The sequence below is a fragment of the Clostridium sp. genome (assembly GCF_036781005.1).
Classification (GTDB): Bacteria; Bacillota; Clostridia; order Clostridiales; family Clostridiaceae; genus Clostridium_B.
Map to the genome: position 1 here is coordinate 12790 of NZ_DAIQBT010000010.1, position 25706 is coordinate 38495.

General features: G+C 30.2%; 26 protein-coding genes. 24 read left to right on the forward strand and 2 right to left on the reverse strand.

Translation table 11 applies throughout. The features are described from left to right. Nucleotides 1–218: 218 nt before the first annotated feature. From minC to V7Q02_RS05865, 17 genes are all read left to right on the forward strand, one after another. On the forward strand, nucleotides 219–848 hold the full coding sequence (minC, locus tag V7Q02_RS05785; RefSeq protein ID WP_333860060.1) for a septum site-determining protein MinC: 630 nt from the start codon (nucleotides 219–221) through the stop codon (nucleotides 846–848). A gap of 14 nt (nucleotides 849–862) precedes the next feature. Further along, the gene (minD, locus tag V7Q02_RS05790; RefSeq protein ID WP_333860062.1) at nucleotides 863–1660 is read left to right on the forward strand and encodes a septum site-determining protein MinD; all 798 of its coding nucleotides are present in this window, start codon (nucleotides 863–865) and stop codon (nucleotides 1658–1660) included. A 13-nt stretch (nucleotides 1661–1673) separates the two neighbouring features. Continuing rightward, nucleotides 1674–1940, forward strand: a complete 267-nt coding sequence (gene minE / locus V7Q02_RS05795; RefSeq protein WP_333860064.1) for a cell division topological specificity factor MinE — start codon at nucleotides 1674–1676, stop codon at nucleotides 1938–1940. Nucleotides 1941–2009: 69 nt separating this feature from the next. Further along, complete coding sequence (rodA, locus tag V7Q02_RS05800; protein WP_333860065.1) at nucleotides 2010–3134, forward strand: rod shape-determining protein RodA; 1125 nt, start codon at nucleotides 2010–2012, stop codon at nucleotides 3132–3134. Between the two features lie 197 nt (nucleotides 3135–3331). Then, on the forward strand, nucleotides 3332–3700 hold the full coding sequence (locus V7Q02_RS05805) for an endopeptidase (RefSeq protein WP_333860066.1): 369 nt from the start codon (nucleotides 3332–3334) through the stop codon (nucleotides 3698–3700). Between the two features lie 18 nt (nucleotides 3701–3718). After that, a complete protein-coding gene (locus V7Q02_RS05810; RefSeq protein ID WP_333860067.1) occupies nucleotides 3719–4564 on the forward strand; it encodes a M50 family metallopeptidase in 846 nt (281 codons plus the stop codon). A gap of 140 nt (nucleotides 4565–4704) precedes the next feature. Then, entirely contained in the window at nucleotides 4705–6558 is a 1854-nt protein-coding gene (locus V7Q02_RS05815) for a TIGR03960 family B12-binding radical SAM protein (protein WP_333860068.1), read from the forward strand. Next, nucleotides 6527–7243, forward strand: a complete 717-nt coding sequence (locus tag V7Q02_RS05820; RefSeq protein WP_333860069.1) for a TIGR03936 family radical SAM-associated protein — start codon at nucleotides 6527–6529, stop codon at nucleotides 7241–7243. The genes V7Q02_RS05815 and V7Q02_RS05820 overlap by 32 nt, the downstream gene beginning before the upstream one ends. A 45-nt stretch (nucleotides 7244–7288) precedes the next feature. Continuing rightward, a complete protein-coding gene (locus tag V7Q02_RS05825) occupies nucleotides 7289–8725 on the forward strand; it encodes a ribonuclease E/G (RefSeq protein ID WP_333860070.1) in 1437 nt (478 codons plus the stop codon). Nucleotides 8726–8856: 131 nt separating this feature from the next. Further along, the gene (gene rplU / locus V7Q02_RS05830) at nucleotides 8857–9168 is read left to right on the forward strand and encodes a 50S ribosomal protein L21 (protein WP_333860071.1); all 312 of its coding nucleotides are present in this window, start codon (nucleotides 8857–8859) and stop codon (nucleotides 9166–9168) included. Between the two features lie 3 nt (nucleotides 9169–9171). Continuing rightward, nucleotides 9172–9501, forward strand: coding sequence for a ribosomal-processing cysteine protease Prp (locus V7Q02_RS05835; protein ID WP_333860072.1), 330 nt, complete (start codon nucleotides 9172–9174; stop codon nucleotides 9499–9501). Nucleotides 9502–9504: 3 nt separating this feature from the next. Then, nucleotides 9505–9807 carry a 50S ribosomal protein L27 gene (gene rpmA / locus V7Q02_RS05840; protein ID WP_333860073.1) on the forward strand — a complete coding sequence of 101 codons (303 nt, stop codon included), beginning with the start codon at nucleotides 9505–9507 and terminating at the stop codon, nucleotides 9805–9807. A 211-nt stretch (nucleotides 9808–10018) separates the two neighbouring features. Further along, on the forward strand, nucleotides 10019–11293 hold the full coding sequence (gene obgE / locus V7Q02_RS05845; protein ID WP_333860074.1) for a GTPase ObgE: 1275 nt from the start codon (nucleotides 10019–10021) through the stop codon (nucleotides 11291–11293). A 14-nt stretch (nucleotides 11294–11307) separates the two neighbouring features. Next, nucleotides 11308–11919, forward strand: a complete 612-nt coding sequence (nadD, locus tag V7Q02_RS05850; protein ID WP_333860075.1) for a nicotinate-nucleotide adenylyltransferase — start codon at nucleotides 11308–11310, stop codon at nucleotides 11917–11919. A gap of 32 nt (nucleotides 11920–11951) precedes the next feature. Then, a complete protein-coding gene (gene yqeK, locus V7Q02_RS05855) occupies nucleotides 11952–12527 on the forward strand; it encodes a bis(5'-nucleosyl)-tetraphosphatase (symmetrical) YqeK (protein WP_333860076.1) in 576 nt (191 codons plus the stop codon). A 37-nt stretch (nucleotides 12528–12564) separates the two neighbouring features. Then, nucleotides 12565–12945 (forward strand): RidA family protein, encoded by a 381-nt coding sequence (locus tag V7Q02_RS05860; RefSeq protein WP_333860077.1) that lies wholly within the window; start codon nucleotides 12565–12567, stop codon nucleotides 12943–12945. Nucleotides 12946–13023: 78 nt separating this feature from the next. Then, nucleotides 13024–13923: an RluA family pseudouridine synthase gene (locus V7Q02_RS05865; RefSeq protein ID WP_333860078.1), complete on the forward strand. Its 900-nt coding sequence runs from the start codon at nucleotides 13024–13026 to the stop codon at nucleotides 13921–13923. A 50-nt stretch (nucleotides 13924–13973) separates the two neighbouring features. Here the strand turns inward: V7Q02_RS05865 and V7Q02_RS05870 are convergent, their stop codons facing one another. After that, nucleotides 13974–15197 (reverse strand): D-alanyl-D-alanine carboxypeptidase family protein, encoded by a 1224-nt coding sequence (locus V7Q02_RS05870; protein ID WP_333860079.1) that lies wholly within the window; start codon nucleotides 15195–15197, stop codon nucleotides 13974–13976. A 246-nt stretch (nucleotides 15198–15443) separates the two neighbouring features. Between V7Q02_RS05870 and V7Q02_RS05875 the strand changes: the two genes are divergently transcribed. The 6 genes from V7Q02_RS05875 to holA all read left to right on the forward strand — a co-directional run bounded on the left by V7Q02_RS05875 (nucleotide 15444) and on the right by holA (nucleotide 23997). Then, nucleotides 15444–16046, forward strand: coding sequence for a helix-hairpin-helix domain-containing protein (locus tag V7Q02_RS05875; protein WP_333860080.1), 603 nt, complete (start codon nucleotides 15444–15446; stop codon nucleotides 16044–16046). A 147-nt stretch (nucleotides 16047–16193) separates the two neighbouring features. Further along, the gene (locus V7Q02_RS05880; RefSeq protein WP_333860081.1) at nucleotides 16194–17384 is read left to right on the forward strand and encodes a pyridoxal phosphate-dependent aminotransferase; all 1191 of its coding nucleotides are present in this window, start codon (nucleotides 16194–16196) and stop codon (nucleotides 17382–17384) included. A 51-nt stretch (nucleotides 17385–17435) separates the two neighbouring features. After that, nucleotides 17436–18347, forward strand: a complete 912-nt coding sequence (locus V7Q02_RS05885; RefSeq protein ID WP_333860082.1) for an AEC family transporter — start codon at nucleotides 17436–17438, stop codon at nucleotides 18345–18347. A gap of 140 nt (nucleotides 18348–18487) precedes the next feature. Beyond that, complete coding sequence (locus V7Q02_RS05890) at nucleotides 18488–21076, forward strand: cation-transporting P-type ATPase (protein ID WP_333860083.1); 2589 nt, start codon at nucleotides 18488–18490, stop codon at nucleotides 21074–21076. Nucleotides 21077–21118: 42 nt separating this feature from the next. Then, nucleotides 21119–22924 carry a ComEC/Rec2 family competence protein gene (locus V7Q02_RS05895; protein WP_333860084.1) on the forward strand — a complete coding sequence of 602 codons (1806 nt, stop codon included), beginning with the start codon at nucleotides 21119–21121 and terminating at the stop codon, nucleotides 22922–22924. 38 nt (nucleotides 22925–22962) lie between these two features. Then, a complete protein-coding gene (holA, locus tag V7Q02_RS05900; RefSeq protein ID WP_333860085.1) occupies nucleotides 22963–23997 on the forward strand; it encodes a DNA polymerase III subunit delta in 1035 nt (344 codons plus the stop codon). Nucleotides 23998–24026: 29 nt separating this feature from the next. On the opposite strand, the gene rpsT is transcribed toward holA, so the two are convergent. Further along, nucleotides 24027–24293 (reverse strand): 30S ribosomal protein S20, encoded by a 267-nt coding sequence (gene rpsT / locus V7Q02_RS05905; RefSeq protein ID WP_333860086.1) that lies wholly within the window; start codon nucleotides 24291–24293, stop codon nucleotides 24027–24029. A 300-nt stretch (nucleotides 24294–24593) separates the two neighbouring features. Here rpsT and gpr point away from each other — a divergent pair, with 300 nt between their 5' ends. Next, nucleotides 24594–25568 (forward strand): GPR endopeptidase, encoded by a 975-nt coding sequence (gene gpr / locus V7Q02_RS05910; RefSeq protein WP_333860087.1) that lies wholly within the window; start codon nucleotides 24594–24596, stop codon nucleotides 25566–25568. Nucleotides 25569–25706: the final 138 nt, after the last annotated feature.

The following is a 25706-nucleotide window of genomic DNA, read 5'->3' on the forward strand; positions in this document are numbered from 1 at the left end:
ATAAGAATTTGCGAATAGATTAATCTATTCGCAAATTCTTATAAGATATTAATGTAGTATTATGTATTAAGATAAAAGTTAGCTTAAATAAGATATTTTAAAAAATACAAAAAAATTTGAGAATATAAGAATTTTTGATAAATAAAGTTAAAATGTAAGGAGGATTTATATGAATAATGTTGAAATATTATTATGAGGTAACTTATGGAGGCTAATTTATGATAGATAATAATATATTAGTTAAGGGTAATAAAGAGGGCATAAATATAGTTATAAATATAAATAAATTTAAAGATTTTGAAGAAATGTTAGAGGCCTTAGTAAAAAGACTTTCAGTAGGAAAGATGTTTTATAAAGGATGTAATTTAAAAATAATTACAGATTTGAAGAATATAAACGAAAAACAATATGCAAAATTAAAACAGGTGTTATTTGAAAAATTTTTTATAAAGGATTGTATATTTGAAGACAGTAACGAAAAACCTAGTAAAATATTTTCTGGTATTTATGAGGGAAGGACTAAATTTTTAAGGAGGACTATAAGAGGGGGACAAGTTGTAAATTATCCTGGAAATATAGTTATAATAGGAGATGTAAATGCTGGTTCGGAAATATATGTAGGTGGTAATATAATAGTATTTGGATCCTTGAGAGGATATGCTCATGCAGGTTTTGGGGGAAATTCCAAAGCAATAGTTGCTGCAATTTCCCTGCAGCCGGAAATGCTTCAAATTGCTGATTTGGTAACTAGATCCCCAGATAATATGAAACCCCAATATCCAGAAGTAGCTAAAATTAGAGGAAACATAATAATAGTAGAACCATATTTGCCTAATAAGTTTATTTAAGGGAGGTAGTGTAAATGGGAGAAGCAATTGTAGTAACATCAGGCAAAGGAGGAGTTGGAAAAACTACTACTACAGCTAATATAGGAACAGGATTGGCGGCTTTAAATAAGAGTGTAGTGGTAGTAGATGGGGATACTGGACTTAGAAATCTAGATATTCTTATGGGACTTGAAAATAGAATAGTGTTTACTTTATTGGATGTAATAGAAAATAAATGCAGACTGAAACAGGCCCTTATAAAAGACAAAAGATTACCCAATCTATATCTTTTACCTACTGCACAGACAAGGGATAAAGAAGATATAAGTGCACAGCAGATGATAAATTTGGTAAATGAATTAAAAGCTAGTTATGATTATGTAGTAATAGATTGCCCGGCAGGGATTGAACAGGGATTTGAGAATGCTGTGTCAGGTGCAGATAGGGCACTTATAGTAGTAAATCCCGAGGTGACTTCTGTTAGGGATTCTGATAGAGTTATTGGTAAACTGGACGCAAAGGGTCTTGAAAATCATCAGCTTATAATAAATAGAATAAATTATAAGATGACTAAAAATGGAGATATGTTAGATGTAAATGATATATTAGATAGTTTAGCTATAGAACTTATAGGGGTAGTGCCAGATGACAGAAGTATAACTGTTTCAACCAATAAAGGTGAACCAATAGTTCTAGATAAAAATGCTATTTCAGGTCAAGCCTTTAGAAACATAGCAAGAAGAATAATAGGGGAAGAGGTACCTCTTATAGATTTGAGTAGTGAGCAAGAAGGATTATTTTCATCCATAAAAAAAATATTTGGTATTAAATAAGGAGTGTAGGGAAATGGATTTATTTAGGGCGTTTTCCAAGCCATCTTCCAAAGATATAGCTAAAGAGAGACTGAGGCTGATACTTATAAATGATAGATGCAGTATGCCACAGGAAGTATTAGAAGATATAAAGGAAGATATACTTAAGGTGCTTTCAAAATATATGGAAATAAATTATGCTGAAATAGATGTGAGAATGACAGTTACCGAAAAAGTTGAAGAAGATCCGGTAGCACTTGTTGCCAATATACCTGTAAAAAAAGTTAAGTATAATAAATAGCTGTGTATTATACATAGCTTTTTTACTTTGCTGTGGTATAATCATTATAGTTATATTGGAGGGATACAGATGTTTTTTGAAAGGTTTACCATTAGTAAAAGATTTTTGAGAGAACTTGATTTTCCCATACTTATTACGATATTGGTTATATGTATTTTTGGAAGTTTAAATATATATAGTGCCTCCCATTTGAGTTATGGTAATCAATATTTAAAATCTCAGATTATTTGGATAATTATGGGATTTATACTGGTTTATTTCATACTCTTAATAGATTATTCCTTAATAAAAAGTTATGCGGCTGTAATATACTGGCTTGGAGTATTTTTACTGGTTATAAACTGTATTCCTGCATTTCAGTATACCGTAAATGGGGCTTCTTCATGGATTAAAATTGGGAAGTTTACCATGCAGCCTTCTGAATTTGCCAAAGTAGGAATTATACTGATGCTGGCAAAAGAATTAGATGATATGGAGGGAAATATCAACAACTTAAAAAATTTTTTAAAACTTACAATTTATGCGGCTATTCCTATGGCTTTAATTGTAAGTCAGCCTGATATGGGAATGACTATGGTTTGTTTTTTTACTGTACTTGGAATATTTTTCATTTCAGGATTGGATTTAAGGGTGATACTTGGGGGAATGTTAGGGTTAATATTGGTGATTGCTATAGCCTGGAAAACCACACTTATACCATATTATCAAAGAATGAGAATTATATCTTTGTTTAATGCAGATAAATATCAATTAAGCTTTGCACTTCAGCTTACACAGTCAAAGATAGGAATTGGATCAGGCGGAATATTTGGGAAAGGTTTCTTAAATGGAACTCAAATATCTGGAGGATATGTTCCAGAATCTCATACAGACTTTATCTTTTCTGTAGTTGGAGAGGAGTGGGGGCTTATAGGGGCACTTTCATTAATAGCATTTTATGGAGTTGTAATATACCGTTCCATAAATATAGCTAGAGAGTCTAAAGATATATTTGGTTCCATGGTGTGTGTAGGCATTGTGTCTTCTATGCTGTTTTCAATTTTTCAAAATGTGGGCATGACTATAGGCTTATTGCCTATAACAGGGATTACATTGCCTTTTATGAGTTATGGAGGAAGTTCTATATTAACGGCTTTTATAAGTATAGCTCTTATCTTAAATATAGGAATGAGAAGAAAGAAAATTAACTTCTAAGGCATATGGAAGTAAAAAGTGATAATTAAAGTATAGTAAATATATGATTTAAAAAGACTTTATAAAATTTTTGTTTTTAGATTTTATAAAGTCTTTTTAACAGTATACTTCAGGGTAGTCCTCTTAAATTGAAAGTAATAAATAGGAGCAACTTTAAATATATATTAAGTAGCAGGTTATTTAAAAAGGAGGATGCTGTGGGATATTATGATTCAGAATATGAAAAATATTATGGTTCCTTAAGAAGAAAACTAAATTATGCTCCCGGTTGCTATGGCGGAAAAGTATACAATAAAGAAAATTATGGCAATAAAAAAAGGGGTTACTTAGTTAAGAGAATTATAAGAGATTTAATAGGAGTGCTAGTATTATTTATATTTATTATATTATGTAAAGTAACTTCAAATCCTCAAGCTAGAAGTGTATATAATTATTCTAAGAGCATAATAAATGAAAACTATAATTACAGTAAGCTAAAAACTCAATTAAATAGCATTAATATAAATTATGTGGGAGATAATATAAAAAATACAATTAAGGAACTTAGGGTTAATGGGGAAAAATAAATTTTAAGAGGTATTTTTGTGATTAAAATAAATAAATATTTTATTCCCTATATAATACTTTTGATTGTAGTAGGTTATAAAGGGCAGATTATTTATACGGCTATAGTAGTTTTTTTTCATGAAATTATTCATTATTTATTTTCTAGACATTATAAATTTTCTGGATTTGGCATAGAATTCATAGCAGTGGGGGCTGTTATAAAACTTAAAGATTTAGATGAAGCATTTCCTAAAGAGGATTTAATAATTTCTATTTCTGGTCCCATATTTAATTTGATTTTCAGCGGACTTTTTTATTTTATGTATAAAATATCATATTTTAACTTTTGTTATGTGTTTTTTTCTATAAATTTAGCTATAGGATTGTTCAATCTGATACCTGCATTTCCTTTAGATGGAGGGAGAATATTAAGAAGTATTCTAAATCTTAAACTACCATATAGGATGGCAAATAAAATTACCATATTAGTGAGTATAATTGTTGGAATAATGCTTATGTTAATTTATGTATTACTATTTTTAAATGGACATAATAATTTCACCATTGGAATAATAGCTACATTTATAATGACTACATCTTTGAAAGAAAATGAAAGGACATCTTATATAATTATGGGCGATATTGTTAAAAAGAAATATAAATTTATAAAAAGAGGATACATTGAAAATAGAAATTTATCTATATACTATAAACAAAACCTTCTCACAGCTATGGGACTATTTGATAAGGGCAAATATAATATGTTTACAGTATTAGATGATGAGATGAATGTGATGGATTTAATATATGAAGAGGAAATAATTGATGCTTTAAAATTGTATGGAAATATAACCATAGAAGAGTTTATAAAGTTAAGCGGATAAAGTACAGTATGCTTTTTGCATCTGTGCTTTTTTGTGATTTAATTAAATTAAAAGATGATAATATATATGCTGGCTTTTGCATTTGAAATTATTTAGGGGTATGCTAAAATATAATGATAATACCTAAGAGGAGGATTTTAATGAATAGAATTTCTGATGATATACTATTTAAGGTGGAAAAACCCGGTCGTTATATTGGTGGTGAAATAAATTCTTATATAAAAGATAAAGAGAAAATAGACATTCGTTATGCATTTTGTTTTCCAGACGTGTATGAAGTTGGTATGTCGCATTTAGGTATGAAGATATTATATTACATATTGAATGAAAGGGAAGATACTTATTGTGAAAGAGTATTTGCACCTTGGCCGGATATGGAAGAACTTATGAGAAAAAATAACATATATTTATACGGACTTGAAAGTAAGGAACCCATAGGTAATTTTGATTTTATAGGATTTACTCTGCAGTATGAGATGAGTTATACTAATGTTTTAAATATGTTAAACTTAGCAGGATTGCCAGTTAGAGCTTCTGAAAGGGGAGAAGATATGCCTATAATTATGTGTGGGGGACCCTGTACATATAATCCTGAACCATTATGGGATATAGCTGATTTATTTTGTATAGGAGAAGCAGAAGAACAAATCAATGAAGTTATGGATTTATACAAAAATTATAAGGAAAATAAAAAGGAATTTTTAAGGAATGTATGCCATATAGAAGGAATATATGTACCTTCCCTTTATGAAGTATATTATAATGAGGATGATACCATTAAAGAATTTATCCCTATATATGAAGATGTACCTAAAAAAATTACCAAAAGAATAATTAAGAATTTTAATGATGTGGTTTATCCAGATAAACTTATAGTACCTTATACAGATATAGTACATGATAGAATAGTTCTTGAAACCTTTAGGGGATGTACAAGGGGATGCAGATTTTGTCAGGCTGGTATGATATATAGACCTGTAAGAGAAAAAAATACATCAAAATTGTTGGAACAGGCAGATAAATTAATAAAAAATACTGGCTATTCTGAAGTATCATTAACTTCGTTAAGTATATGTGATTATTCTGATTTGAAAAATTTAGTTTATAATTTTATTGAAAAATATGAAAAGAAAAAGGTGGGAGTATCTCTTCCCTCTCTTAGAATAGATTCTTTCTCTGTAGAACTTATAAATGAAATTCAAAAAGTAAGGAAGACAGGTCTTACTTTTGCACCGGAAGCAGGCAGCCAGAGGATGAGAGATGTAATAAACAAAGGTGTTACGGAAGAGGATTTAATGAATTCTGTAAAAAGTGCATTCTTGTCCGGGTGGTCTACTATAAAATTGTATTTTATGATAGGACTTCCTTATGAGAATGTGAAGGATGTAGAAGGTATAGCAGAAGTATCTCAAAAAGTTGTAGATGAGTATTTTAAAACTCCTAAAAATGTAAGAAAAAGAGGACTTAAGATAACAGTTAGCACATCCATATTTGTACCTAAACCTTTTACTGCTTTTCAATGGTCATCTCAAGCTAAAATGGAGGAGATAAGGGAAAAAATTAAAGTTTTAAGATCCTCTATAAAAAGCAGAAATATAGTATATAATTGGCATGAAACACCAGTAAGCTATATGGAGACAGCCTTTGCCAGAGGAGATCGGAAAATGTGTGATGTATTAGTTAAAGCTTATGAAAAAGGGGCTAAGTTTGATGGATGGTCTGAATATTTTAATTTTGAATTATGGATGGAAGCGTTTAAAGAGTGTGGAGTAAATTCAGATTTTTATATTTATAGAAGTAGAAGTTATAATGAAACTCTTCCTTGGGATTTCATAGACATAGGAGTGGATAAGGAATTTTTAATAGGAGAAAATGAAAAGGCTAAAAAAGCTTTAGTAACTCCTGATTGTAGAAAGGGATGTAAAAATTGTGGGGTGAATGTTAACTTAGGAGGTAAATGCTTTGAAGGATCAGTATTTAATAAAATTCAGTAAAAGAGACAGTATAAAGTTTATAGGACATTTGGATTTAATGAGAACCTTGCAGAGAATGATAAAGCGAACAGATCTTCCAGTGGAATATTCAAAAGGATTCAACCCCCATATAAATATGTCTATAGCCCAACCTCTTGCTGTTGGAATATATTCCTGCGGAGAATATATGGACTTGTATTTTGAAGAAGGAGTGTCAGAGGAAGAAATCTTAGAAAAATTAAATAGGAATGCTCCTTTAGGCATAGAAATATTAAAAGTCAATAAAGTTTATAATATGGAAAGTAAAAAGGTATTTAAATCCATGGCGGCAGTCAGGGCGGCTAAGTATAATATACAAATACCCTTCAAGGACACCAGCAAAATAGAAATACACATGGAGAATTTAATGAATATGATAGCCTGGAATAGTTTAAAGAAAACTAAAAAAGGAGAAAAAGAAATAAATATAAAGGTACTGGTAAAATATATGGATTATTTTGTCTATGGCAATAAATTGATTTTAGATACTACTATTTCCAGTGGAAGTGTTGACAATTTGTCACCAGCACTCCTATCAGATTATATAAAAGACAATATTAAAGGGGCTGATAAGAACTCTTTTGTTAATATAATGAGAGAGGAAATGTATGGGGAAATGGAAAATAACTTAGTTCCGTTATATGAATATGTAGAAAAAATGTATTAAAGTTTATTTTTTAGACATCAGGCTTTTAGAAGAGGTGAATTATATTTGAAAGAAATATTTATTGAGAGAACATCAAAAGTTTTAAGAATAATTATAACACATCAAAAAATAGTCAAGGAATGCCTTATAAGGGAGAAAGATGGGAATGCTTATCCCGGAGAAATATATATGGGTGTAGTTAAAAATATAGTTCCGGCTATAAAATGTGCTTTTATAGATATAGGATGCAAAAGGAATGCCTATATGTATATGGATAAAAAATTTAAAAACCTTAATTTGAAAAAGGGAGATATGGTTATAGGAGAAGTTGTGAAAGAAGATCAGGGCAAGAAAGGGGCTAAGATTGTAAAAAATGTAAGTATTCCGGGAAAATATTGTGTGTTAAATAGTTCTTATAATGGAATACAATTCTCAAAGAAGATACATAGTGAATCTTTCAAAAAAAGTATATCAGAATCATTAAAATTGCCTGCAAAGGTTGGACTTATGATAAGAACTGAAAGTGAAAATGTTCCTATGGAAGTAGTATGCAGTGAAATGGAAAAATTATATATAAAATATGATGAGATAATGAAATATGCCGCATATCTGAAAAAACCGGGGTTATTGTTTGATAATGGAGGAATACTGGGAGAAGTACTTAGAGATAAACTTGTTGGTAATGATTTTATAATATATGCGAATAATCCCTGGGATTATAAATATGTAAAAGATTTTTTAAAAGGATTACATAATGCACATGTAAATTTGAAATTGTATACAGGAAATAAAAGTCTATTTTCTCATTATGAACTGGAAAATAAGATATTAAATTTGAGGAATAATAAAATAGATTTAAAATGCGGCGGGTATATAGTGATAAATAAAACAGAAGCCATGTTTGTAATAGACGTTAATTCAGGAAAAAATATAAAGGGTAATGCTATGGATAAAACTGTACTTATAACTAATCTTCAGGCCGCAGAAGAAATTTCAGCACAAATAATACTTAGGAATTTAAATGGTATAATACTTATAGATTTTATAGACATGGACAATAATAAAAATAAGAAAAAAGTTATGGATAAATTAAAAGAAGGATTTTTAATGGATAAAAATAAGACTGTAATATATCCTTTTACAGAGTTGAATTTAGTACAGATAGCTAGAAAAAGAGTGGGTAAATCTATAAATGATTACATAGAAGAAGAGTGTGGATGCTGTCAGGGAACGGGTAAGAAAATGAAAGTATCTTATATGACTTTACTTATTAGAAATGAAATTTTAAATATGTGTTGTGAAAATAATGTAGAGGATATTCATATTGAGATAGATCCTTATTATGAAAGTTATATAAAAAAGAATATTAAGGATTTTGTAAAAGACATAGGTGGTGAAGATAAGAGAGTATATATTACCTATGGAAAAAGACTATATTTCAAGTTAGAAGCACTTTTATTTGCAAGTGATATAGAAAATTTTATGAATTTCAGAGTAAATTGAAAGAACTTTACAAAGAGAGGCATATGTGTTAAAATGACAGCTGTAGACCGCTCAAAAAAGGTTATGTAAATTGTTTGGAAAGTTTTTCCTAATATACCTTTTAGGCGAGACTGGATTGAGGAGGTGTTTTTATGTATGCAGTTGTAGCTACTGGAGGAAAACAGTATAAAGTTTCAGAAGGAGACATAATATATGTTGAAAAATTAGAGGCTGAAGTTGATTCTACAATTGAACTTGACAAAGTACTTATGGTAAACAAGGACGAAGGATTAGTTGTTGGAAAACCTGTAGTTGAAGGAGCTAAAGTAAAGGCTAAAGTATTGAAGCAGGGAAAAGCAAGAAAAATTATAGTGTTTAAGTATAAGCCTAAAAAAGATTACAGAAAGAAACAGGGACATAGACAGCCATACACTAAGTTGCAAATTGAAAAAATTGATGCATAAGTTATGATTGAAGCAGTATTTAATAGAAAGTGTGATAATTTAGTTTCAGTTATAGTAAAAGGCCATGCAGAATCAGTGGATGAAGGATATGACATGGTATGTAGTGCTGTTTCTGCAATATCCCAGAGTATTTTAATCGGAATAACAGAAGTTTTAAATTTAAATATAAAATATTCCTTAGAGGATGGTTTTTTAAGTTTTTCACTGAATGGCATGGAGGAAAATGATGTTTCAAAGTGCCAGGTGCTTATGAAAACTATGTTACTTGGATTAAAGAGTATTGAGATTAACTTTGGTGAATATATAGTTGTAAAAGAAATGGAGGAGGTGTAATTTATGATTATTATGAATCTTCAGATATTTGCTCATAAAAAAGGTATGGGTAGTTCAAAAAATGGTAGAGATAGTGAATCCAAGAGACTTGGAACCAAATCTGCTGATGGGCAGTTTGTTTTAGCAGGTAATATATTAGTTAGACAGAGGGGAACTAAAATTCATCCTGGAAAAAATGTAGGAAGAGGCTCTGATGATACTTTGTTTTCCAAGGTAGATGGTATAGTTAGATATGAAAGATATGGAAAGACAAAAAAGAAAGCCAGCGTATATCCTTTAGAGGTAGAAGAATTAGTAGCTGAATAGTTGTTATTGAGGCACCCTGATAAGAGGGTGCTTTTTTGAAAATGTAATTTCGACTGATGTACTATGGTTATACTCCAAATTTTTTTGAATTTGGAGTATAACTGTTGTGCCATTTGGTAAGTGTTGTTAGGTTAAGGAAGGTAATGGCTATATGCATATTTATCTAGATCTAAGAATTGTTTCATAACTTTATTATAAGGAAGTGATTAGTATGTTTGTAGATAGGGCTAAAATATTTGTAAAATCAGGCAGTGGGGGAAATGGCTCTGTTTCATTTAGAAGAGAAAAATATGTACCTCGAGGTGGGCCAGATGGTGGAGATGGAGGAAAAGGTGGAGATATCATATTAACAGTAGAGCCAGAAATTACGACACTTTTAGATTTTTCATATAAGAAAAAGTATATTGCAGAGAAGGGTGAAAATGGTTCTGGCTCTAAGTGTTTTGGAAAAAATGGAGAAAATCTATATATAAAAGTGCCTTTAGGAACAGTTGTAAGAGATGTGGAGACAAATAAGATAATGGCTGATCTTTCCCATATCGGAGATAAATATATAGTAGCAAAAGGCGGAAAGGGAGGAAGAGGTAATGTAAGGTTTACCACTGCTGTGAGGCAGGCACCGGATTTTGCTGAACCAGGAATGCCAGGAGAAGAAAGATACATATCCTTGGAACTTAAGATTTTGGCAGATGTAGGACTTCTGGGGTTTCCAAATGTAGGTAAATCAACTCTTTTGTCTGTAGTTACAAAAGCAGCTCCTAAGATTGCAAACTATCATTTTACAACATTATCGCCTAATTTGGGAGTGGTGAATATTCCAGGAATACAAGGTTTTGTTATAGCGGATATACCAGGTATAATTGAAGGAGCGGCAGAAGGAGTGGGCCTTGGGATAGACTTTTTGAGGCATATTGAAAGGACTAGGCTTTTAATACATGTGGTGGACATATCTGGATTAGAAGGAAGAGATCCCTTTGAGGATTTCATCAAGATAAATGAAGAGTTGAAAAAATATGATGTAAAGCTTTGGGATAGACCTCAGATAATTGCAGCTAATAAAGCAGATATGTTGTATGATGATAGTATGTTCCAGAATTTTAAGAAAAAAGTAGAAAGTTTAGGATATAATAAAGTTTTTAAAATATCTGCAGCCACCAGGCAGGGGGTGATAGAACTTATGAAGGAAGCTGCAGCTTCACTTGCTAATATACCTGTAACAGATATGTATATAAGTGAAGAAGACAAATTTATACCAGAGGAAAAGAAGTTTACCTATGAAATAGAAAAACAGGAAAATGTATATTTGATTAAAGGAAGTTTTGTTGACAGGTTATTGGAAAGTATTAATGTAAACGATGCGAACGAATTGAGATATTTTCATAAGGTACTTAAAAATAAAGGAGTTATGCAGCAGTTAATGGATATGGGAATTAAAGATGGAGATGTAGTTAGACTCAATGATTTTGAATTTGATTATATATTATAATGGAGAGAACATAGATGATTAAGAAGGCTATTTTTGGTGGGACTTTTGATCCTATACACAACGGGCATATACATATAGCTTATGAGGCAGTATATAGATTGGGATTAGATAAAATTGTATTTATGCCCACGGGAAATCCACCACATAAGGCAAAAAAGAGCATAACAGATGCTTTTTTAAGATATGAAATGGTAAAGGTAGCTATAAGATCAGAAAGTAAATTTATAGTAAGCAACTATGAAGTAAATAAGCCTACTTTGAGTTATACTTATAGTACCTTGGAGCATTTCAATAATTTGGAATCAGAAACTGAATGGTATTTTCTTACTGGAGCAGATTGTTTGATGAATATAGAAAAGTGGAGTAGAGTGGATAGCATATTTAAGTTATGTAAATTTATAGTATTTAACAGACCGGGTTTTCCTGCATTTACCACAGAAAGTATAAAAAAACAGAAGAAGGAAATAGAAGATAAGTACTCTACTAACATAATATATTTAGATGCTCCTCTATTTGATATTTCTTCTACAGTTATAAGGAACAGTGTAAAGGAAGGAAAAAATATAAACTACTTTTTGCCTGAAAGTGTTTGTAATATTATAAAACAATTAAACCTTTATAAATAGGTTGGATAATTTTTATTTTGGAGTGATATAGGATGTGGAGTGAAGAGGAGATAAAAAAATATTTAAAGGAGAGATTGTCAGAAAAGAGATATGAACACAGCTTGAATGTGAAAAAAACAGCTGTAAAGTTGGCTGAAACCTATAAAGGAGAGGTAGAAAAGGCAGCATTAGCTGGACTTGTACATGATTGTGCAAAACATATGTCAGATGATGAAATTTTAAGTTTGGCAGATAAAAATGGAATTTTTGTGGATGAAGTAAGCAGATTGAACCCAAAGCTTCTTCACGGTAATGTAGGGAGTGTGGTTGCAAAGAAAATCATGGGAGTCTTTGATCAAGAAGTATTGAGTGCTGTAGCTTGCCATACCACTGGGAAAAAAAATATGAATCTTCTGGAAAAAATAATATATATTGCAGATTATATAGAACCTGCCAGAAATTTTCCGGGAGTGGAGGAACTTAGAAAGAAAGCTTTTATAGATCTAGATGGTGCAATACTGGATGCTTTCAATAATACTATTCAAGTAGTGATAAATAGAGGTCAGCTTTTACACTTAAATACCATAGAAGGAAGAAATTATCTGGTATTTCACAGCAGAGAAAGGTAGAATGTAGAGCATATTTATGAGTATAGGAGGTTTTGTAATGAAAAAAGAAATAATAAATACAACTAAGGCTCCTGGAGCGGTAGGTCCTTATTCACAGGCTGTAAAAGCAGGAGGTTTTTTATTTACATCAGGTCAAATTCCTTTAGTGCCAGAAACTGGGGAGTTGATTTCAGAAGATATAAAAAAAGCTACTGAAAGATGTCTTGAAAATATAAAAGCTATACTTGAAGAAGCGGGAACTTGTTTTGAAAATGTAGTTAAGACAACAGTATATATAAAGAATATGTCTGACTTTACAGAGGTAAATGAAGTATATGCAAGATATTTTCAAAAAGACATGCCTGCAAGATCCTGTGTAGAGGTAAAACTTCCCAAGGATGCTCTAGTTGAAATAGAGGTAATTGCATCAATAGACTAATTCAACATATTAAAAGAGTGAACTTTAAAAGGTTCACTCTTTTAAAGCTATATAATAATTTAACAGGAGAGAAGTTAAATGGAGGAAAATAAAATAGTATTTGAAGTTAAAGAAGAAGAACAAGGATTAAAATTAAGGGAGTATTTAAAAGAAATTCAAAAGTTTTCAGGAAGGCTTATAAGAGGAGCAGCTTTAAGTGGAAGAATAGAAATAGATAACAAAAGGGTAAAACTTAATCATATATTAAAGTCAGGAGATGTTATATGTTTTAATCTAGTAAAGGAAGAATCCCAGAATATAACCCCGGAAAAAATGGATATAGAAGTGGTTTATGAAGATAGGGATATAGTAGTAGTAAATAAAAGACCTGGAGTAGTAGTGCATCCTACAAGAAGTTATCCTAGTGGGACTCTGGCCAATGGCCTTATTTATTATTTTAGAAAAAACGGAGAAAATTGTATAGTGAGATTAGTAAGCAGGCTGGACATGGATACTTCTGGACTTATAATAGTGGCAAAAAATCAGTTTGCCCATATGTGCCTATCGAGAGATATGGGAAGTGAAGATTTTGAAAAAAGTTATATTGCGGTTATTCATGGAAAGATGAGAGAAAAACAGGGTATTATAGATTTACCTATATATAGACCAGAAGGAGATGATATAAGGAGAGTTGTGGATAAAAGGGGGCAAAGAAGTATTACACATTATGAAGTTATAGAAGAATTTAAAGATGGTGAGATGTTAAAGCTTATATTAAAAACTGGAAGAACACATCAAATTAGGGTGCATTTAAGCCATTTAAATCATCCTCTATATGGAGATATACTGTATGGAATAGGGGGAGATAATAAATATATAAATAGACAGGCTCTACATGCCTACAAGCTCAAATTTCCTCATCCTAGGGGGAATAAAATATTGGAATTAGAAGCTAATCTACCAGAAGATATTTCACATTTAATAAAAGAGATACAATAAGGCATCTTTTTTATTTTAAGTTTGGATGCCTTATTGTAAATAAAACTATTTTATTTGGAAATAACAAATCTTCTTATGGTAAAAGAAACTACGATGGTTAGTATAACCATAATTGATATAAAAATTATATGTTTGTTTTTTATAATATTTTCTATATGAGTAGAGGCCATTGTTTGTTTTTCATAATGGCTGGAGTTGCTTAGAAGATCTAATTTTCCTATAGTCTTTCCTTTAAAGGATATAGTGGCTTCTTCAACTATTTCTCCGGTATTAAAAAACTTAACTAATAAATTTGAATTTTTCAAGGTGAAACTGGGAACGGCAGTGTCATCTTTATTTTTAATATAGTAAAAATCAGAAGCTGCAATGAGCGGTACAGAGAGATCATTTTTACTATAAGTTGTAACTAAATCTCCTTTTGAATACAATTTTACAAGACTGAAATTGTCAAATCCAAAATTAAACAAAGCTATGGAATCTTGAAAAAAAGTTTTATCTTTATCATGTACTAGGGCTACAATAAGACGTTGACCATTTCTTGTAGCTGCAGATACATAAGAGTGCAGAGATTGTGTGGTGTATCCTGTTTTACCGCCTTCACAGCCACTGTAATAATAAGTTGAGTTTGGTTGTATCAATTTATTTTCATTCCATAGGCCTCTTTCTTGGGCTGATTTATTAGTGGGAGGAATGGTGTAATATAGTGTAGTGGCTATTTTTGAATATTCGGGATTCTTGCATAATTCTCTCATTATAAGGGCTAGGTCTTTTGCAGAAGTTTTGTGTTTTTCATTAAATAATCCACTGGGATTTACAAAGTTTGTATTATAAGCTCCAAGTTCATGGGCTCTTTTATTCATTTTAATTGCAAATTTTTCTGAGGAACCATCTCCTATGTATTCTGCCAGTGCCTCTGCACAATCATTACCAGAAGCCAGCAGTAGGCCATACAGCAGATCTTTTACAGTTACTTCTTCACCTTCGTAAAGCCCTATTCTGCTTCCATCTATCAAAGGTGGATTTTTACCGACTATTACTTTATCGTTTAGATTCGTATTTTCAAGGGTTAAAAGTGCAGTCATTATTTTTGTGGTGGATGCAGGGGGATAGGCGGAGTCAGGATTTTTGGCATATAAAACCTCACCTGTTGCAGCATCCAAAAGTACTGCACTATCGGCTGAAACAGAAGGAAGTGTTTGGGTAGCGTAAACGTTATAGGAATTAGTATAGCAGATAGCTAGAAAAAGTAACATAAATGTAACTATTTTTTTCATTTTTTCCTCCTTTAACATAATCATTAAATATTATATCAAAAAAATAATATAGATGCGACAAATTTTTTTTAAAGTTGTCAATAATTCAAATATAAATTATGTATTTAATATATATTTTATTTTAAATTAAAAATATATAAAGTTCCATATATCCTTAAATTATAGCCATTTTAGTCCAGAATATAATGCAGCTTACATATTTTTATTTTAATATCCAAGAGAAAAAGATATTTTAGGAGGGAAAAAATGAAATATAAAAAGAAAATTATAGGTTCTGCTGTAATTTTAGCAATACTTAGTTTGTTTTTAGTAGTATTTTATATTAATTCGAAACCTGTAGAGGATATATCCAGTAATAAAGAAGAGATATTTAAAGAACAGTCTTCTCCTGCAAATATTAAAGAACAATCTTCAAGTAACATAACTGTTTATATAAATGGAGAAGTTAAGAATCCCGGAGTGTATAAGCTGGAACAAGATAGTAGGGTGGAGGACTTGGTAAAAGCATCTGGGGGCTTTACAAATGAGGCTAATAGTTATAAACTGAATTTGGCTAAAAAGTTAAAAGATGAAGATTATGTATATGTAGATAAGAAGTTAGATAATGAACATGTGCAGCAGCAAAATGGAGAACAGGTAAAGATATCGGAAAATGCAAAAATAAATATAAATACTGCTAATAAGGAAGAATTAAAAACTATACCTGGCGTAGGTGATGTAACTGCACAAAAAATTATGGATTATAGAGAACAAAATGGAGGTTTTTCATCAGTAGAGGATTTAAAAAATATAGATAGAATAGGAGATAAAACTTTAGAAAAAATAAGAGATAAAGTGGATGTAAGGTAAACTGAAATTTCAGATAATTTTAAAATATTTATATGACATACTACTGATGCTTTTAGAAAGTTGAGATGGAGAAGGGTATTTCTTATGAAACCCTATCTCAATTGGATAAAAACTTAATATAATATATATAATTATGGAGGGAAAAACATGTTGTCAAAAGATATGGTGCAATTAGGAAGTAAAAGATCTACTATTAGAGAAATATTTGAATTTGGCAGGAAAAGGGCGGCTATAGTTGGAAGAGATAAGGTATATGATTTTAGTCTGGGAAATCCAAATGTGCCATCACCGAATTCAGTAAAAGATGCAATTTTGGATATATTAGAGCATGAAAAATCTACTGCAGTACATGGATACACCAGCGCGCAGGGGGACGACAATGTAAGAGATACAATTGCAAAGTCCATAAATAAAAAATTTCATACAAATTTTACAAAGGATAATTTATATATGACTGTAGGTGCTGCAGCATCCATAAGTATATGCTTTAAGGCATTAACAAATCCAGGAGATGAATTCATTGCCTTTGCCCCTTTTTTTCCAGAATATAAGTGCTTTGTGGAACAGGGTTCAGGGGGCAAACTTGTAGTTGTACCTGCGGACATAGAAAGTTTTCAAATAAACTTTCCAGAATTTGAAAAGAGAATTAATAAAAATACAAAAGCTGTTATTGTCAATTCTCCCAATAATCCATCAGGAGCTGTTTATTCAGAAGAAACCATATTAAAGCTTGCATCTATTTTAGAGTCTAAATCCAAAGAATATGGACATGCTATATATTTAATATCTGATGAACCTTATAGGGAAATTGCATATGCAGGAATTGAGGTACCTTATATAACCAATTATTATAAAAATACTTTTGTTTGTTATTCTTATAGCAAGTCATTATCCCTGCCAGGAGAGAGAATAGGATATATAGTTGTGCCTGGTGAAATGGATAGCTTTAAAGATACCTATGCTGCTATTTGTGGTGCAGGTAGAATACTTGGCTATGTTAACGCACCTAGTTTATTTCAGAAAGTTGTTGCAAAGTGTGTTGGACAGACTTCTGATATTTCAATATATGAAAAGAATAAAAATCTACTGTATAATGGATTAATAGAAATGGGTTATAAATGTGTAGAACCTCAGGGGGCATTCTATTTATTTCCTCAATCCCTAGAGCCTGATGCAGACTTATTCTGTGAAAGGGCTAAAAAATATGATCTTTTAATGGTACCAGGAGATGATTTTGGCTGTGCTGGCCATGTTAGGATTTCTTATTGTGTAGAGACACAGCAAATTTTAAATGCATTACCTGTATTTAAAAAGTTGGCAGAAGAGTATAAAAAGTAATATTTTATAATGTGAACTTTTAAAGTATGAGTTGTTGTAAAAGGGGATTGTATGATATTGAATACAGTAATTAAACAAATAGCATCATTATTTATAATTTCAGTAATAGGTTTTTACTGTGGGAAAAAAGATATTATTGATGAGAATTTTTCAAATCAACTTTCTAAATTGTTACTAGAGGTAACTCTTCCTCTTTTGATCATATCTTCTTTTAGTTTTACTTATGAAAGGAATATAGTAGATAACATAGTTAAGGCATTTATTTATGCAGTACTTATATTTACCATAACTCCATTAATAGTGAAGCCTTTATTGATAAAGATTGGAAAGGAAAAGAGAGATGTACTTCAGTTTGCTATGGTATTTTCAAACTGTGGTTTTATGGGATTTCCTATAACTCAGAGTATTTTTGGAAATGAAGGAATTATATATGCATCTATATTCAATATGGTTTTTAATATTTTTGTATGGACTTATGGAATAATGTTATTTAGCGAAGTAAAAACTATTAGAGAAGTTGGAAAGATATTAAGAAATCCGGGAATAATATCTGCTTTAATTGGAATTTTAATTATGATCTTTTCTATAAAGGTGCCCTCCGTACTCCAAGATACCATGAAGGCAGTAGGAGGGCTGACTACCCCCATATCCATGCTTATAATAGGAAGTTTATTATCAAAGTCTAATTTTAAAAATCTTATTAATGATGTCAGTATGTATTATGGGAGTTTTATTAAGCTTTTATTTATACCTGCAGCCTTATATATAGTTTCAATTTTTTTAAAAGATAACTCTATAGTTATGAAAACTTTTATCTTAATGCAGGCTATGCCAGCAGGTGCTACAACTTCTCTTTTTGCAGAGAATTTTAATAAGGGAAAAGAATATTCTGTATTTATAGTTTCATTGTCCACACTTTTTTCTATGGCTACAATACCTTTAATAATTAAGTTTTGTTTATGAGAATTTAAAAGTTCTGGTTTATTTTAGTTATATATTAAAGTATATTATAGTATAAATCGATTATTATATGAGGTAATAAATATTATTTGAGGACAAAGTAAAATGAGTTACAATCACTTGATATGGGAAGGTGTTGGGATATGATTAATTGGTATAGACATCCATGGAGTGAAGTGGTAAAAGAGTTAAACAGTAATGTATATTATGGACTGGAGGATGATGAAATAGAACTCTGCAGGGGAAAATATGGGAAAAATAAAATTAGTATGCCCTCTACCAAAGGACTGCTTTATCTTATGTTTATACAATTTAAAGAAATTTGGATTGTATTTTTAATTTTGTGTATGGTTGTATTTGTATATTTCAATATGTTTATATATGGGGCTGTATGCGTAGCTGTTATATTTTTTAATATATTATGTGTAGCACTTGAAAGATATGAAGAAGAAAAAAATATTAAAGAATTGCAAAAATTAAATTTGGGCATGGCTAGGGTAATAAGAAGTGGAAGAACTATAAAAATACCTTCAGAAGAACTTGTAGTTGGTGATATAGTTATTGTAGGGGAAAGAGAAGGAATACCTGCTGATATGAGAATTATAGAAAGTAATGATTTGAAAGTTGATGAATGTTCTGTTACAGGAGAGAATTTTATTTCTGAAAAATATGAATCTAAAATAGATGATAAGGAATTACTTTTGTCAGATATGAAAAATATATTGTTTAAATCCTCCTCTGTGGTTTCAGGAGATGGCACAGGAATAGTGGTGTCAGTGGGCATGGATACACAAGTAGCCAATATAGTTAAGCTTTTAATTGAGGAGGGAACAGAAAAGAAGTCCTTTGGTTTTAGGCTTCATAAAATTTTAAATATGTTTACTTTGATTTCTATAGGGGTTCTTTCTGTGATTCAGTTGATATTGACTTTTATATTTAAACAGAATTTTTATACTAATTTAAAGGATATATCTCTTATATTTTTGAGTTCAATTCCTCAGTTAATGATTATAATTATTTTACTTTCAGGTAGTATACTATTTAGAAAACTGACCAAGAAGAAAATTTTTTTCAAAGACTTATCCAGCTTGGAAAAGCTTTCAAGAGTTTCGGCTATTTGCACGGATAAAGTAGGGGCTTTTTCTAAGAATAGAATGGAAATTGTAAAGGCTTACGACAGTAATGGACTTATCGATATAGATGAAGAAGTTTCAAAAGAAAGTATGGGAAAAAGTCTATATAGAATGCTGAATATAGGCATATTGTGTAATGATATCAGAACTGTTAAAACTAATGTGGAAAATTCAAAAGAAAATTTAGTAGAGTTGGCTTTAGTAAGATTTGGACAACAAAATGGTATTTATAAAGGGGAATTAGAGGAAGCTAATAATAGAATATTTCAAATTTTATTTGACAGTGAAAGGCGCATAATGACAACTGTAAATAAGATGAGCAAAAAGTATAGAGCCAATGTAAAAGGGGCACCGGATTCTATTATAGCTAGATGTACCCATATATTTAAAAATGGTGTGGAAGTTGAAATAACAGATGAAGATATAAAAGCCATAAAAGACTGGAATATTAATATGTCCGGTGAATGCCTATATGTGGTAGGATTTGCTTATAGAAATTTCAATTATGAACCTAGTGTCAAAGAGAATATCGAAAGTAATCTTGTATTTGTAGGATTGATTGGCTTTGATAATATGCTAAAGGAAAATGCAGTGGATTCTATTAAAAAATCCGCAGCTCTTTCTATCAGACCCATTATAATTACAGAAGATAATAAACTTGCGTCACTAGCTATAGGAAAAAAATTAAAGATTGTATCCAGGCTTCACCAAATATTATCTGGAGTAGAAATAGATAATATGACAGAGAGTGAATTTAAACGTATTGGAGAGAAAGTTAATATTTTTTGCAGGGTAAATTCAAAGCACAAGGTGCAGATAGTAAAAGCGTTAAAAGGTTATGGTTATGTTACCGCCATAACAGGATGGAAACTTACTGACTTACCCGCCCTTAAAATATCTAATGTGGGAATAACAAATACAAAAAGTAAAATAGTGAAGAGATTATGTGATATATTTACTGATAATATGGATTTTATGACTATTTTAGGTACTATAGAAGATTCAAGAAAAATAATGAAAGTATTTAAGAAAATAATTGTATATATTATAAGCTGTAATTTTGCACTTTTAACCTTTCTAATAGGAAGTTTCTTGTTTAATTTTCATATTATAAATAATATTATGGCAGAATCCTTTTGGTTTAACAGTATACTTATGTTTTTATCTGTTTTAGCTCTTATATGTCAATATAAAGAGGAAGAGGGAGATTATACATACTATTCTATTGATAAAAGCATAGTTACAGATAATTTTGTGTTTACTATAACTGGTGGATTTCTAATGGGAATTGTGGCCTTTATAGGTTTTTATATAGGTAGTTTATATAAAGTTCAATTTGCCCTTTTGAATTCCCTCTGGATTTTAAATACCTGTGCAGTAATATTTACCTACAGCTTTTCAAGTAGGAAGTTTTTTAAAAATAGAATATCAAATTCAATTATAATTATAAATACACTTATTCAATTTATAATAACGTCAATTGTAAGTAACTTTATGATTTTATATAATAGCATTTATTTAAAAGTATTTCTAATAAGTATTTTAATATGGGCTGTTTTCTGTATTTTTTATAAATTTCAAAGGGAGGAATTTGTTTAAACTGTTATTTTTGGGGATAAAATGATAACAGGAGGTGGTTTTTTGTATGGCAGATATATTGTAAAAAGGCCACTAGCATTTTATTCTATTTCCTTGGGGGCGGGCTGTGTATCCGCCATAACATTTCTGGATAATATTTTTATAGCAGCGGTGCTCGCTGTTTCTTTTTTTATTATGTTGTTATTAACTTTGGAAATTAAGTTTTGTATTCTCAATATATTATTTTTTATTTTTGGAACGGTATCCTTTAATATATATTTTTATATTGATATTAAAGAAGTTATTGAAATCAGAATAGTGGAAAAAAAGGATTATTATTTTATAGGGGATCTTAAGGGAAGAAAAATTATATTGAATGGCAAGGTTAATCTACTTGAAGAAGGACAAAAAATAAGGGCACATGGCAGTTTTAAAAGGAATCCTTACATAGAGAAGGGTATAGTGGGAAATTACACTTTGAAGCAATATAAAATATGTAAAAGTGATATAATACAGGGCATTTATATATTTAAAAAGAATATATATGAAAGATTTAAAAAGTACATAGGGGAAAACAGGGCAGCTATGGTTATGTCTCTTTGTTATGGAGAAACTGGTTATATGAGTGACAATCAAATGGAGGAGTTTCAAAAGCTTGGAATAATCCATGCTGTGAGTGTATCCGGTTTTCATATGGCTATAATATATAAGGTATTGGAGTTTATATTTGGCCTTAAAGTTGCTGTAGGCATATCAAGCTTATATGTGATTTTCACAGGTATGGGTGCTGCTACAATGAGATCTTTTATAATGATATTAATATTTAAGTTATCTAAAATATTTTTTAAAGAATATGACAGCATATCTTCTTTAAGTTTATCAGCTTTGATCTTAATGGCTGTAAAACCTTATTATATAGTAAATATTGGATTTGGACTTTCTTTTCTGGCAACTCTCGGAATGATATTATACAATAAAAAAATTTATAGAAAGTTATTTAAGTTGCCTACTAAAATTGCCAGCAATATAAGTCTTAGTTTAAGTTCACAAATATTTTCCATGCCATATATAGCTTTTACCATTGAAAACTTTAGTTTTGGGTTTATAGCGGGAAATTTATTTCTGATTCCTTTATTTTCGCTTGTAGTAATTTTAGGAAATGCAGCACTGTGTGTGTATCTTATTAAACCTGTATTTAAGCTTGTTTCATGGATTATAAATTTTATTTTTGTCTTGGAAGAGATACTCAACACAATTATTTTAAAGTTCTGTCCTGATATAATTTATTTAAGATATGTAGATGGAATATTTATAATTGTAATCTATATAAGTTTTATTATGTTCAGGAAAGGATATAAAAGGTTTAAGTATGTACCTATAGTTTGCACAGTTCTGATTTTGTTTCAAAGTTATGTTTTTATTCCTACCATAGCTTTTATGAATAACATAAATGGGGAGGGTATAATTATAAAAAAGGGTTTTAACAGGGCTTTTATATGCAATTATGACTATGTTAATACTCAGTGGATAAGGGATATAAAGGATAGGGAAGATGTAGAAAATATAATAACCAATCCCGAAGAAAATTTTATATATAAAGTAGGTAAAGATATGTATTTGAAAGTGTGTCATAACACGGATGATAATATAAAGATTAAATTTTATAATGGACATAAGGAATTTAACTTTTTGTTGACCAAGTATTACAAAGAATCTGTAGAGATTTTCAAGAAAGATAATTATGTATACATACCTAAGGCAAAATTACATAATAAATATGATGATAGCAAGCATAAAAAGTTGTCATTAAAGGATGAAGAAAATGTGAAATATGGTATAATACTAAATAGGCTTTTTAAAGTGAAATAATAGTTCATTCTATTTAAATAAAATGGAAGTGATTATAAATGATAGATGTATTTACTTTTGAGAAAAATTTAAAAAAAGGCAATATAGAAAATTGTTATCTATTTTGTGGAATAGATGAATTTGTTATAAAAGAGAATATAAGAAAATTAGTTGGGAAAATTATAAAACCTGATTTTATCGAATTTAATTATATAAAATTTGATGGAAGTTCTCTTGAAAGTTTTGATCCTGTAATAAATGCCTGTGAAACACTGCCCTTTATGAGTGAAAGAAAGGTGGTACTTGTATATAGGGCTGCTTTTATAAGTGGTGAGCAGAACAATAAAAGTAAACTTCTTTATGAATTTGACAGCATACAAAATTATTTAAAGAATGTACCTAAGCATTGCGTTTTGATATTGTATTATTTATTTAAAAATAAAAGGGATAAAATAAGTAAGAAGATATATGGGTTTGATAAGCACTTGTGTATAGTAAGAACTGATAAAATGAAAGGGTACCAGCTAGAAGATAAAGTTCAAAATTTTTTCCATGAAAGAGGTAAAGATATAAAAAAGGTGGATCTTAGAATATTTTGTAGTCTTATGAATGAGAACAATTTGAGTATGATAGAAAATGAGGTTGAAAAGTTATGCTGTTATACCTATGGAAGAAATATAGAAAGAGAAGATATTAAAAAGGTATTCTTAAAAAGTAGCGAAGAAGATATATTTGATCTTGTAAATGCCATATCCAATAAGAAAGTAAAAGATGCACTTAACATATTAAATGAACTTATTTATGAAGGTGTCAAGATAAACTATATTCTGTCTATGATAGAAAGACAGTTTAATATTTTATTGAAGATAAAATTACACCTGGAATGTGGAAGTACCAAAAAAGAAATTATGGAAAGATTAAATATTAGATCGGAATACGGATACAGTATTATGTTGAATCAGAGTAAGAAGTTTACCTTGAACCAGTTAAAAAGAGCCGTAGAAGCATGTTTAAATACAGAAGAAAAATTAAAAAGTCTGTCTACAGATGGAAAAATTGAAATAGAGCTTCTAATAATAAATACAGCAGCATAATAAATAACCGGCAAATACCGGTTTATTTATTATGCTGTTAATTTATTTAATTTCAAAGCCAACTTAGATTTATTTCTAGATGCTTTATTTTTGTGAATTACACCTTTTGATGCTGCCATATCCAAAGCTTTTACAGTTGCAGTAAAGCTAGCTTTAGCTTCTTCTACATTTCCACTTTCAACTGCAGCTAAAAATTTCTTTATAGTAGTTTTTAATGAAGATTTTATAATCTTATTTCTAAGTGTCTTAGTTTTTATAACCTTTATTCTCTTCTTTGCAGACTTTATGTTTGCCATGCTTTCACCCCCTTATTAATTATTAGATCTCAACAGCCTTGGGGAAATTTACCAATGAGTTCATTATATTTAACAAATGCTATTATAACATTAAATTTTAACCACTTCAAGGGTAAATTTGATAGCTTTGATTTATTCAGAAGGTACCATTTCTAATACTAATTCAAGATATTACTTAATATATTCTGAACTTTGTATGGGAGTATACTGAAGGAGAAAATAAGCAATAATAATTGTATATGTAGAAAAGGAATGAAATTAAATTCTAATGTTAATCTATAAATGGAGAGTGGTACATAAATGTTTAGTATAAGAACGGATTTAGCAGTAGAAGCTAAAGAAATATGTGAAAAAAAGATTGGGAGTAACATTCCAGGAGTGGAAATAGAAGAAAAAATGGAGGAAAATATAAAGGTAACTTATGTAAATATAGTGGAAGATGTAGGGGAAAAGTTTATGGGAAAACCCAAGGGGTCTTACATAACCATAGATATGCCCGAATTTACCCATTATGACGGAGATATGAGAGATAAAGTAAGTATGGTAATGGGTAAGGTATTATCTGGAGTAATAAATGTAGATGGAAGTATGACAGCTATGGTGGTAGGACTTGGCAATTGGAATATAACGCCGGATGCTCTAGGACCTAAAACAGCCTCTAAATTAATGGTCACCAGACATTTGAAGGAGCTGGTACCTGATAAAATAGATGAGGGAATAAGACCGGTATGTGTCATCTCACCGGGGGTTTTAGGAATTACCGGTATTGAAACGGGGGAAATCATAAAGGGGGTTGTAGATAAAATAAAGCCTAATATTATAGTGTGTATAGATGCATTGGCCTCCAGAAAGATGGATAGAGTAAATACTACAATACAAATAGGCAATACAGGAATATCTCCAGGTTCTGGCATAGGAAATAAAAGAATGGAATTAAGTGAAAAAACTTTAGGGGTTCCTGTAATAGCCATAGGAGTACCTACAGTAGTGGATGCAGCTACTATGGCAAATGATACCATTGATTTAGTTTTAGATGAAATGATAGATCAGAGTGAAAAGGGAAAGGAATTTTATAAGGTGTTGAAATCCATAGATAAGGAGGAAAAACAAAAAATGATAAAAGAAATATTGGAACCCTATGGAGAAAATATAATGGTAACACCTAAAGATGTGGATTTAGTTATAGATTCAATTTCAAAAATTATTGCAAATGGAATAAATATAGCGCTGCAGCCTGCTCTGGATTTAGATGATATAAATACATTCTTAAATTAAACTTTAATTTGTGTCAAGAAGTAAATACATTTGTTGGCATTAGATTAAGTAATAAATCTAATCCACCTCTCATATAAATTAACAGTAATAAGTTTACGAGAGGGGGGAAAGCTGCTTTGAAGAGTTTAAAGCAGAAGG